Here is an 11,048-nt window from a genome sequence, read left to right as displayed (position 1 = left end):
GCGCAATGGGGAGTATGGGGGCGTGGACCTACCGGTCATGCCTCCCGTCGCGCCGATGCTCGCCAAGGCTGTCACAGCGGTGCCCGATCAACCGGATACCGGATCCGCGCCGACATGGTCATACGAGCCGAAATGGGATGGCTTTCGCGCGTTGGTCTTTCGTGACGGCGACGAGGTGTACATCGGTTCGCGCGGTGGCAAAGACCTCGCCCGGTACTTCCCGGAGATCGTCGACGCCGCGCGTGCAGAGCTACCCGAGAAGGTGGTGCTCGACGGTGAGATCGGAGTTCCGTCGACCATCGACGATGTACAGCGTCTCGACTGGGATTCGCTCGCGCAACGCATCCATCCCGCTGATTCGCGGGTACAGATGCTCGCCGAGAAGACACCGGCGATCTTCATCGGATTCGACGCGTTGGCGCTCGGCGAGAACAGCGTGGTCGACGAACCGTTCGCGCTTCGACGCGACACCCTCGTCAAGGCTGTCGGACCGAGTGGCGCCGATCGTCGATTCCATGTCAGCCGTGTCACGACCGACGCCGCCACCGCGCGCACCTGGTTCTCGGCGTTCGAGGGCGCGGGACTCGACGGTGTGGTCGCCAAACGCCTCGACGCCCACTACCTGCAGGGCAAGCGCGAGATGCTCAAGATCAAGCACAAACGGACCGCCGACTGCGTGGTCATCGGCTACCGGGTACACAAGAGCGGCACCGGGCTCGGCTCGATGTTGTTGGGCCTCTACAACGATTCGGGAGACCTTCACATGGTCGGTGGCGCCGGGGCGTTCACGGACAAGAAGCGACTCGAACTCGAAGAGATGTTCTCGCCGATGCGCACCGATCCCGACAAGCCCGCACCGGGCGAGCCGACGCGGTGGAGGTCGGAGAAGTCCGGCGAGTGGATTCCGATCCGACCGGAATTGGTTGCCGAGGTCGCCTACGACCAGATGGAGAACCATCGTTTCAGGCACACCGTGAAGTTCCTGCGCTGGCGCCTCGACCGTGATCCGCAGAGCTGCGGATACGACCAACTCGAGGTTCCGCTGACCTACGATCTCCACGATGTGCTCGAGGGGGAGGGCTGACATGGCATCGCGCTCGCCCGCAGAGGAGCTCGACGTGGACGGCGTGGCCGTCCGGATGAGCAATCCCGACAAGATCTACTTTCCCGAGTTGGGCGAGAACGGTGGCCGTAAGAGGAATCTCGTGGGTTATTACCAGCGCATGGCGCAGTCCCGCGACGATGGCTCCGATGGGCCGGTCTTGACCGCCTTGCGCGACCGCCCGACATTTCTGCAGCGCTTTCCCGACGGCATCGACGGCGACGAGATCTACCAGAAGCACCTGCCGAAGAAACGTCCCGACTTCGTCGAGTCGACGCGGATCACCTTCCCGTCGGGCCGCACCGGTGACGCGCTGCGTCCGACGAGCGCGGCGTCGATCGTGTGGGCGGCCAACCTCGGGACCGTGACGTTCCACTCGTGGCCGACGGTCGCCGCCGACAACGATCACCCCGACCAACTGCGCATCGACCTCGATCCGCAGCCCGGCACCGACTTCGACGACGTGCGACGCGTTGCCGTCGAACTCCTCGCGCCGCTGCTCGACGAGCTGGGTTATGCGGGATACCCGAAGACCTCGGGTGGCAGGGGAATTCACGTCTTCGTCCCCATCGAGCCGCGCTGGGATTTCATCGCCACCCGGCGCTGCGGTATCGCGCTCGCACGCGAACTCGAACGTCGTGACCCCGACGCGGTGACCACCTCCTGGTGGAAGGAGGATCGCGGCGAACGGATCTTCATCGACTTCAACCAGAATGCGCGTGACCGCACGATGGCAGCGCCCTATTCGGTACGACGCACCGCCATCGCACGCGTGTCGACTCCGGTGACCTGGGCCGAACTCGCCGACGTCGAGCCAGACGACTGCACAATCGCCACGGTCCCCGAACTCGTTGCGCGACGTGGTGATCCGATGGCCGACATCGCCACGCACCGTCGAGGTCTCGAACCGCTGTTGGAGATGGTCGAACGGGATGACGCACAGGGTCTGGGGGACATGCCGTACCCGCCGAGCTACCCGAAGATGCCGGGTGAGCCGCCGCGGGTGCAGCCCAGCAAGAAGGTGGGAGCCCACTGGGACGAGGAGGGGAACAGGATCGGTCCGCCCTGAGCGCCGACGATGGCGCCGCACACAGGAAGTGAGTAGCAAATGACAACACGCACCACCTTCGAGTCGTGGCCGGAGCTGCGGGTCGCCGACTGGGAGCAGACGCGCGACACCGTGCACATGTGGAGCCAGATCGTCGGCAAGACGCGACTCGCGTTGGCGCCGCCGGAGAACCATTGGTGGAACATCGCGCTCTACGTGAACTCGGTGGGACTGACCACATCCCTGATGCCGTACGACGGCTACGGCGTCGAGGTCGTCTTCGACTTCGTCGACCACGTTCTGAACATCACCACGACCAAGGGGCAGCGACGGCAGGTCCGTCTCGAACCGCGCACCACCGCCGACTTCTACGCCGACTATGTGGCGCAGCTGCAGTCGCTCGATATCGATGTCCCGATCTACGATCGGCCGGTCGAAGTGGCCGAAGCGATTCCGTTTCCTGAGGACACGAAGCATGCGTCCTATGACGCAGATGCCGTTCACGCATTCTGGACGCAGCTGGTGAGCACCGCGCGAGTGTTCGCGGAGTTCCGTGGTAAGTGGCGCGGCAAGTGCAGTCCGGTCCACTTCTTCTGGGGCTCATTCGATCTCGCGGTCACGCGTTTCTCCGGACGGCCTGCGCCGCAGTTCTCCGGCGCCGTGCCGAATTGTCCGGCCCACGTGATGATCGAGTCGTACTGCGAGGAGGTGTCGTCTGCCGGGTTTTGGCCCGGAGGGGCCGACGAGGGGTCGTTCTACTCGTACTCCTACCCGGTGTATGACGGTTCTGCCGATGCGCCCGTGCACCCCAAGGGTGCCGGCTACGACGCCGCGCTCGGTGAATACCTGCTGCCCTACACCGCGGTTCGTACCGCAGCCGACCCTGACGCTCACCTGCGTGAGTTCCTGCAGTCGACCTTCGACGCCGAAGCCCGTCTGGGGGAGTGGCCGTAGGTGGCCACAGAATGTGGGTCGACTCCCTGAATGTGTGTGCTGCAGCAGCCACATTCTCCGATCAGACCCACATTCTCGTCAGCCCAGCGCGTGCCGAGCCCAGTCGGAGAACGATTCCCACTCGATCTGCGGGTACGCGGCGTGGAGCGCCGCGACGTCGACGCTGTATCCCTCGGTCGCCAGAAAGGTGAACATCGCTCGCATGTCGGGCGACGAAATGCGTTCGGGATCAAAGGATTCTGCCTGCACCTTGTCGCCTGTGGCGGCACTGACGGCCTCGGCCATTGCATTCGGGGTGATCTCGTCGGACGCGAGGTCGATGCGTCGGCCGGCGAAGTCGGCAGGAGCGTCGAAGATCATTGCGACGAACCGTCCAAGGTCTCTGCGAGAGAGTTGTTGCAGGGGCTTCTCGGCGGGCATGCCCATCGGGATGACCCCCGCCTTGAGTGCGTCGAGGCCGCCGAGCAGGTTGTCGTAGAAGTAGGTGGGTCCGACGATGGTGTGTGAGAGACTCGACGCCGCGAGCTTCTTCTCCACTTCGTATTTCGAATCGAAGTGCGGGATGCCGGTGTTGCGATCGGCGCTGGCGACCGACGAGAACACCAGATGGGGCACGCCTGCGCTCGTCGCCGCGGTGATGATGTTGTCGCCCTGACCGACCTCGGCGTCGGCGCCCGACTCGAACGGCGTCGTCAACGCGAAGACACCGGAAGCGTCGGCAAAGGCGTCGTCGAGGCCCTTCCCGGTGGCGATGTCGGCGACGGCAAGCGGGATACCACGGTCGGCGAGTTCCAGTGATCTGTCGGAGTCGGTGAACCGGACGACCGCGCGGACGGGTTTGCCCGCATCCTGCAGGGCGTGCAGGACGGCACCGCCCTGGTTACCGGTCGCGCCGAGTACGACGTAGGGGGATTCTGGTGAGGGCATCTCGGTTGGCCTTTCCGTGAAGTGGGGGCACCTTCGACGCTACTGCGCCACCTCCCGGCGTCGGCCTCAGATTTGGGTATGCCGTCGCGGGACCGTTATCATCGCCAAGCCTGGAGGATTCGCCTAGTGGCCTATGGCGCTCGCCTGGAACGCGGGTTGGGTTAACGCCCTCGGGGGTTCGAATCCCCCATCCTCCGCAGCAGACACGAGCCCGGTTCGCAGAACATGCGCGCCGGGCTCGTGTCGTCTCCACGCACCCGATGGGGTGCCGTCGACGACGGTCCACGGACTTCTCCTCACGCCGCTCCCGTGTTCACCCGCCGGACACCTGCGGCAGGCAGCGTGTCCCTCGCTATGTATCGACGACCGGTTGGAGTGAGTGTCATGGCAGCGTGTCCCAGTAGTAGTAGGCCGGAAGCGTCGCGGCCGCGTCCCAACCGTCCGTTACAACCGACGAGGTGGCCGACACTGCGTTTGGCGGTGTCAGTGGTCGCGCTCGTGCTGGCGGCGGGTCTGTCCCTGGCAGCCCCGGCCCACTCGGCGCCCCCAGCGCAGCGTGGAATCGATCCCGTGCACACCCCGACCCGCGCAGCCACCGACTTCACGTTCCTCATCGCCTACAGCTTCGGCAACCGAATCCCGTCGGGCGTCGACCCGACACGCACAGTCGGGGAGCCGGGACCGGTCAATGAGGCGCTCGCCGACGCCGCTGTCCGCACGCGCGGCGATCGGACCATTCCGATCTACGCCCAGACCGAGATCGCCCGGGTACTGACCTCGAAGTACCACGCGACCGGCGTCGTCGAGATCCCACCGGACCGGAAGCCCGACGGCACCCTGGTCTACCTGTCCACCGATGGGGTCGCAGCCAAGGTCGCCGCGCTGCGCGGACGGTCTGCACACACGGACGTCGCGGGCGTCGTGGCGTTCTCCGACCACCTCTGGCGGGCGGTCTACACGACGCGTGCCAACGGACTCGACGCCTACGCACCCGCAGACATCGCCATGCCGTCGACCTACGATCCGCAGTCCGGCCAGGACTGGACACGAAGCCGCGCCGCCTACCTTCCCCGCGACTACGCGGCGCGACTCGCGCTGGTGCCGCGATTGGTGCGTTGACCGCGGAGACACCGCGGCGCGACTCGCGTTGGTGCCGCGATTGGTGCGCTGATCGACCCGCTGTCGCTCCGTCGCGGTGACTCGCTACAATTGACGACGGATCCCGCGCGGCGTGCATCCTGTGAACTCCCCCAGGGCCGGAAGGCAGCAAGGGTCAACGGGCTCTCTCGGGTGCGCGGGGTCCTCTAATCTGTTCAGATCCGCAAGCGTGCCGAAAGCCGCCATCGAGCCTGGCGTCGGTTCGGCGAGAGGTTTCCGTTGAACTACCACTCGATGAGTGCAGACGAACTTCGCGCCACCCAGGACGACCTGCACAAGCTCTACGAGGGCTTGCTCACTGCGGGGCTGAAGCTGGATCTGACCCGCGGTAAGCCGTCACGGGAACAGCTCGACCTCTCCAACGAGTTGCTCTCGCTGCCCGGCGCCGACGACTACCGTGACGCCGCCGGAACCGACTGCCGCAACTACGGCGGCGTCGCCGGGTTGCCCGAGTTGCGGGCGATCTTCGCCGAGCTCCTCGCCGTCGACGCCGAGAATCTGATCGCGTTCGGCAACGCCAGCCTCGACCTCATGCACCAGGCAGTGGTGACCTCGCTGCTCAAGGGCACCCCCGACTCGTCGCAGCCATGGGCGTCGACGGGCGAGACCATCAAGTTCCTGTGCCCGTCGCCCGGATACGACCGCCACTTCGCGATCACCGAGCACTACGGCATCGAGATGATTCCGGTACCGATGCTCCCCAACGGGCCCGACGTCGACGTGTGTGCGCAGCTGGTCGCCGACGATCCGTCGATCAAGGGTCTCTGGGCGGTGCCCACCTACTCCAATCCGACGGGTGCGACGTACACCGAAGAGGTGGCACGCGCCCTGATGGCGATGCCCGCGGCACCCGACTTCCGAATCTTCTGGGACAACGCATACGCCGTCCACACGCTGGTCGACGCCCCGCCCACGCCGTTGCCGATCGTCGATATCGCCGCCGAGGAGGGACACCCGAATCGGGTGTACGTGTTCGGCTCGACGTCGAAGATCACGTTCGCTGGTGCGGGCGTCGCATTCTTCGGGTCGTCGGCGGCCAACGTTGCCTGGCTGACCGACAACCTCGCCTTCACGACCATCGGCCCGGACAAGGTCAATCAGCTCCGCCATCTCCGCTTCTTCGGAGACGCCGACGGCGTGCGTGCACATATGGCCAAGCATCGTGAGATCCTCGCGCCCAAGTTCCGGTTGGTGCTCGAGATCCTCGAGGACAGGCTCGCCGAGTCGAAGGTCGCCGCGTGGTCGGAGCCGGAGGGCGGCTACTTCATCAGCCTCGATGTTCTCGACGGTGCGGCCAAGCGAACCATCGAGCTCGCGAAAGATGCGGGCATCGCGCTGACGGCAGCAGGATCGACCTACCCGTACAAGCATGATCCGTACGACCGCAACATCCGACTCGCGCCGACCTTCCCCAGCACCGACGACCTCCGTGTCGCGATGGACGGCGTCGCCACCTGCGTACTCCTTGCCGCGACGGAGAAGCTCCTCGCCGACGTCGAATCCTGACGGAATGGCGCGCGTGTGACAGTTCGGCCATGGTGAGGGTCCCGCGACGTTGGGTCGTGGCCGTCGGGTTCCTGCTGCTCGCCGTGTTGGCCCTGTGGTTGCAGGACGTGATCGTTCCCTATACGACGCCGTTCTGGGGACTGTTCGACAATCAGCTCGACCTCGACGTGTACCGCGCGGGCAGCCAGACCGTACTCGACGGCGGCAGTCTCTACGACGCCAAACTGCTGGGCCAGATGGACTACACCTACGCGCCCATCTCGGCCATCATCTTCATCCCATTCGCGCTGATGTCGTTCGAGGCAGCCCGAATCGTGTGGACCGCAGGCATTTTCATCGCGCTGTACCTGGTGATCATGCTGTGCTTCCGCTCTCTCGGAAGACAGGCGAGCTGGCCGCTGCGCATCGTCGCGCTGTCGCTGGTTGCCGTTGCGCTGCTGCTCGAGCCGGTACGCACGACGGTCTGGTACGGCCAGATCAACGTCTTCCTGCTGCTCATCATCCTGGCGGACCTGCTGCGCGTCGACGGGCCGCGGGGAGACAGCAGTCGCGGCATGGGGCTCGGTACGGGCATAGCCGCGGGCATCAAGCTGACCCCGTTGATCTTCATCCTGTATCTGGCCGTGCTGCGTCGGTGGCGGGCGATGTTCGGCGTCGTGGCAGGTTTCCTCGGCACCATCGTCATCGGATTCGTCGCGCTGCCCCGCGAATCCTGGGCGTACTGGACGGACAAGATCTTCGACTCGAACCGGGTCGGGGCGCCGCAGACCGTCGGCAACCAGTCGATTCGAGGGTGGCTGGCCAATCTCATCCACACCGATGCGCCCAACTCGCTGCTGTGGCTGGTGCTGGTGCTCGCTGCGCTCGCCCTCGGCATGTTCGCGGCGGTCCTCGCGCATCGCAACGGCCAGGAACTGCTCGCGTTGAGCATCGTCGGAATGACAGCCTGCGCGATCTCACCGATGTCGTGGGGACACCACTGGGTGTGGTTCGTGCCGATCATGGTGATCTGCGTGAACCTCGTGTTGCGTACCGACCTCTCACCGCTTCGCCGCGTCATGGCGGGCGTGGCATTGGTGTGCCTCGTGTTGGTGTCTTTCTCGTGGCGGACCTATCTCGCGCACCCGATCTGGTTCGTCAACAAGACGGTTCCCGACGCCTACCTCATCGGACTGTTCTTCAAACACGGCATCGTCTGGCTCGAGTGGTTCACTGTCTACCCCTACAACGCGGTCTTTCTCTGTACGACCATCGCGACCATCGTCGTCTATCGGAGACCACGGGTGTCCGTTGTGCCCGAGTCTGATCACGTGCGGGACACGATCGGCTAGCTGAGCTAACAGACACTTCGCCGTCGTCGACGTCACCTGTAGCGGGCTCAACCCGGGGCCGCCCGACGCCAGGGGATCACAATGCTTCGACGTTCGACGCTTCGCAGACTGATCGCAGGATTTGTCGGTGCGGGGGCACTCGCGGCCAGCACGATCGCAGCGGGGGCTGCCGCAGCGGACCAGACGGTCAACGACCAACTCGGAATGCGGTGCTACAGCCTCAACCCCAATATCCTCGACTTCCCGTCATTTCAGGGCGTCAACGTGCAGCGGGACGCAGGCGACAACACGTTCTGGCTCTCCGGGGACAGCAAGAGCTTCTTCCCCTACGCGTCGGACACGAGGATCACCGTCACGCAACTGCCCAACGGGCCGACGCACACCTACTACCGGCACTGGACCCACTCGATCGGCGACAACAGTGGCTACCAGATCTACGGCATCCCGGGCCGGGGCAAGGTGAAGATCACCATCAACGCCGTCGACCACGGACTGCTCACCCTGCATGCGCCGGAGTGCTCTGCCGTGACCGACCTGAAGTGATCGACTATTCGGTTATCGCCAATTCACTGAACTCGGACACCTCGTCGTCCTACGCTGATGCCATTCTCGGCGGAGTGCACCGTGCCTCCGCACCGACGGTGGGAGTCTGTGATGGCCGGACGAGTGGCGGTACCTGATTCGATGGATCTCGGCTCGTGGACGGCACGACGCGCCGCGATCGGACCCGACCATCCGGCGGTGACCTTCGGTGACGAGACGCTCAGTTACGCACAGTTCCAGCACCGAATCGATTGTCTCGCTGACCAATTGGTCGCCGGTGGTGTCGGGTCGGGTGACCGGGTGGCCTACCTCGGACCGAACCACTCGGCCTTTCTGATCTCGCTGTTCGCCTGTGCGCGGTCGGGTGCGACGTTCGTGCCACTCAACTTCCGACTCACCGGGCCCGAACTGGCCTACATCCTCGACGACTGCGGTGCGACGACACTGATCGCCGACGCCACGCTCACCAGCGTCGTCGACGAGGTGCGCTCCGACCTGTCGATCGCGCGGTACGTCGCGGTGGGGGAGGCATCGGGGTGGGAGAGCTTCGACGACCTCCTCGCCGTCGGCACGCCGATCGCGGAGCCGGTGTTCGCCGACCCGGCGGATGTCGCCGTCATCATGTACACCTCGGGTACCACCGGTCGCCCGAAGGGGGCGATGCTGACACACGGGAATCTGTTCTGGAACAACATCAATGCGCTTCTGAGTTTCGACACCGTCTCCTCCGACGTCACCTACACCGCGGCGCCGCTGTTTCACATCGGCGGCCTCAATGTGACGACGCTCGTGACGCTCCAGAAGGGCGGCCACGTCATCCTGTCGGGTGCTTTCGATCCGACGCAAGCACTCTCCGACATCGAAAAGTTTCGCGTCACAACGATGTTCGGTGTGCCGGCGATGTTCTTGTTCATGAGCCAGGTGCCCACCTTCGCCACCGCCGATCTGTCGTCGCTGCGCTATTTCATCTGCGGCGGGGCGCCGGTCCCCGAACCGCTGATGCGTGCCTACGCCGACCGGGGTGTCACCTTCGCGCAGGGCTACGGCCTCACCGAGACGGCACCACTGGCCCTCGTGATGGGCATCGACGAATCGGAGAAGAAGATCGGTGCGGCAGGAAACAAGGTGTTGCCGCTGTCGGACGTCCGCCTCGTTGACGCCACCAACACCGAGGTCGCGGCAGGGCAGCCGGGCGAGATCTGCGTCCGCGGCCCGCAGGTGATGGTCGGCTATTGGAACAACCCGGGCGCCACCGACGCCGCGATCGACGACGACGGCTGGTTCCACACCGGCGACGTCGGGCGTGAGGACGACGACGGCTACGTCTACGTCGTCGACAGGGTCAAGGACATGGTGATCAGCGGCGGCGAGAACGTCTATCCCGCCGAGGTCGAAAGCGTGCTCTACAGCCATCCCGCGGTCGCGGAGGTCGCCATCGTCGGACTCCCCGACGCCAAGTGGGGCGAGGCGGTGACCGCTGTCATCGCCACGGCGCCCGGGGAGACCGTGACGCTGGAAGAGCTGCGCGAGTTCGCGGCCGACCGACTCGCCCGCTACAAGCTCCCGCTGCGCCTGGAGTTCGTCGACGCCCTGCCGCGCAATCCGTCGGGAAAGGTGCTCAAGTTCCAGTTGCGCGAGGAGTTGGGTGCGCAGAGCGCGTCCGCCTCCCCGGTCGTCTGAGCTGGCCGGGCGCATGCGCCGACAGTGACGGCTGTGGGGCCCGTGACCTGTAGCGGTACGTGCGCACCGCGGGTTTCTGCCCGCTCCGTCTGGCCGCGGTGTAGGGGCTGTGCACAGGGGTGGGGCAGCGGGTCGCGCTGTCGGTGTCCGCCGGTACTCTCGACGCGTGGCTCTGTATCGCACCTATCGTCCGGCAACCTTCGCCGAAGTCGTCGGTCAGGAGCACGTCACCGATCCGCTGAGCCGTGCTCTCGACGGAAACCGCATCAATCACGCGTACCTGTTCTCCGGGCCACGTGGGTGTGGCAAGACGTCGTCGGCTCGCATCCTGGCGCGCTCGCTCAACTGCGAGCAGGGCCCGACGTCGACGCCGTGTGGTGTCTGCTCCTCGTGTGTCGCCCTCGCCCCGGGCGGGCCGGGCAATCTCGACGTCATCGAACTCGACGCCGCGAGTCACGGCGGCGTCGACGACACCCGTGAGCTGCGCGACCGCGCCTTCTACGCCCCGTCCGAGTCGCGGTACCGCGTGTTCATCGTCGACGAGGCGCACATGGTCACCAACGCGGGCTTCAATGCGTTGCTCAAGATCGTGGAGGAGCCGCCTGAGCACCTGATCTTCGTGTTCGCCACCACCGAGCCGGAGAAGGTCCTGCCCACCATCCGCTCACGTACACACCACTATCCGTTCCGGCTACTCGCGCCGCCGGTGATGCGCGGGCTGCTCGAGAACATCTGTGCCAAAGAGGGCGTCGTCGTAGCACCCGACGTCTACCCGCTGGTCATCCGTGCGGGCGGTGGT

General features: G+C 65.5%; 10 protein-coding genes, 1 tRNA gene and 1 other RNA gene. 11 read left to right on the top strand and 1 reads right to left on the bottom strand.

Translation table 11 applies throughout. The annotated features are described in order from the left end of the window. Positions 1–22: 22 nt before the first annotated feature. The 3 genes from GOOTI_RS08740 to GOOTI_RS08730 are packed head-to-tail and all read left to right on the top strand — an operon-like array spanning position 23 to position 3,104. Entirely contained in the window at positions 23–1,084 is a 1,062-nt protein-coding gene (locus tag GOOTI_RS08740; RefSeq protein ID WP_039993795.1) for an ATP-dependent DNA ligase, read from the top strand. Position 1,085: 1 nt separating this feature from the next. Beyond that, positions 1,086–2,171 carry a DNA polymerase domain-containing protein gene (locus GOOTI_RS08735; RefSeq protein WP_007238211.1) on the top strand — a complete coding sequence of 362 codons (1,086 nt, stop codon included), beginning with the start codon at positions 1,086–1,088 and terminating at the stop codon, positions 2,169–2,171. Positions 2,172–2,210: 39 nt separating this feature from the next. Continuing rightward, positions 2,211–3,104 (top strand): DUF5996 family protein, encoded by an 894-nt coding sequence (locus tag GOOTI_RS08730; protein ID WP_007238210.1) that lies wholly within the window; start codon positions 2,211–2,213, stop codon positions 3,102–3,104. A gap of 78 nt (positions 3,105–3,182) precedes the next feature. On the opposite strand, the gene GOOTI_RS08725 is transcribed toward GOOTI_RS08730, so the two are convergent. Continuing rightward, a complete protein-coding gene (locus GOOTI_RS08725) occupies positions 3,183–4,031 on the bottom strand; it encodes an NmrA/HSCARG family protein (protein ID WP_007238209.1) in 849 nt (282 codons plus the stop codon). A 112-nt stretch (positions 4,032–4,143) separates the two neighbouring features. Here GOOTI_RS08725 and GOOTI_RS08720 point away from each other — a divergent pair. The 8 genes from GOOTI_RS08720 to dnaX all read left to right on the top strand — a co-directional run. Then, positions 4,144–4,228: transfer RNA gene (locus GOOTI_RS08720), tRNA-Ser, on the top strand. A 283-nt stretch (positions 4,229–4,511) separates the two neighbouring features. Beyond that, positions 4,512–5,150, top strand: coding sequence for a hypothetical protein (locus tag GOOTI_RS26105; RefSeq protein ID WP_233425454.1), 639 nt, complete (start codon positions 4,512–4,514; stop codon positions 5,148–5,150). A 95-nt stretch (positions 5,151–5,245) separates the two neighbouring features. Further along, positions 5,246–5,340: signal recognition particle sRNA small type (gene ffs, locus GOOTI_RS25060), an RNA gene on the top strand. Positions 5,341–5,408: 68 nt separating this feature from the next. Then, complete coding sequence (locus GOOTI_RS08710) at positions 5,409–6,695, top strand: aspartate aminotransferase type Ic (protein ID WP_007238207.1); 1,287 nt, start codon at positions 5,409–5,411, stop codon at positions 6,693–6,695. Between the two features lie 29 nt (positions 6,696–6,724). Beyond that, the gene (locus GOOTI_RS08705; RefSeq protein WP_007238206.1) at positions 6,725–8,026 is read left to right on the top strand and encodes a glycosyltransferase 87 family protein; all 1,302 of its coding nucleotides are present in this window, start codon (positions 6,725–6,727) and stop codon (positions 8,024–8,026) included. Between the two features lie 81 nt (positions 8,027–8,107). Continuing rightward, positions 8,108–8,569 carry a hypothetical protein gene (locus GOOTI_RS08700; protein ID WP_007238205.1) on the top strand — a complete coding sequence of 154 codons (462 nt, stop codon included), beginning with the start codon at positions 8,108–8,110 and terminating at the stop codon, positions 8,567–8,569. 111 nt (positions 8,570–8,680) lie between these two features. Further along, positions 8,681–10,249 carry an acyl-CoA synthetase gene (locus GOOTI_RS08695; protein WP_039993794.1) on the top strand — a complete coding sequence of 523 codons (1,569 nt, stop codon included), beginning with the start codon at positions 8,681–8,683 and terminating at the stop codon, positions 10,247–10,249. 166 nt (positions 10,250–10,415) lie between these two features. After that, positions 10,416–11,048 (top strand): DNA polymerase III subunit gamma/tau (gene dnaX / locus GOOTI_RS08690; protein ID WP_007238203.1); only part of this gene is annotated, 633 nt, incomplete at its 3' end.

Origin of the sequence: Gordonia otitidis NBRC 100426 (genome assembly GCF_000248075.1) — a bacterium.
Taxonomy (GTDB): domain Bacteria; phylum Actinomycetota; class Actinomycetes; order Mycobacteriales; family Mycobacteriaceae; genus Gordonia; species Gordonia otitidis.
The sequence above is the reverse complement of the archived record's forward strand: the minus strand, read 5'-3'. Positions and strand labels throughout refer to the sequence as shown.

Excerpts from the sequence above, each read along its gene's own strand:
- GOOTI_RS08735 (WP_007238211.1), top strand. The coding sequence starts at position 1,086 with ATGGCATCGCGCTCGCCCGCAGAGGAGCTCGACGTGGACGGCGTGGCC.
- GOOTI_RS08730 (WP_007238210.1), top strand. The coding sequence starts at position 2,211 with ATGACAACACGCACCACCTTCGAGTCGTGGCCGGAGCTGCGGGTCGCC.
- GOOTI_RS08725 (WP_007238209.1), bottom strand. The coding sequence starts at position 4,031 with ATGCCCTCACCAGAATCCCCCTACGTCGTACTCGGCGCGACCGGTAAC.
- GOOTI_RS08705 (WP_007238206.1), top strand. The coding sequence starts at position 6,725 with ATGGTGAGGGTCCCGCGACGTTGGGTCGTGGCCGTCGGGTTCCTGCTG.
- GOOTI_RS08700 (WP_007238205.1), top strand. The coding sequence starts at position 8,108 with ATGCTTCGACGTTCGACGCTTCGCAGACTGATCGCAGGATTTGTCGGT.
- GOOTI_RS08695 (WP_039993794.1), top strand. The coding sequence starts at position 8,681 with ATGGCCGGACGAGTGGCGGTACCTGATTCGATGGATCTCGGCTCGTGG.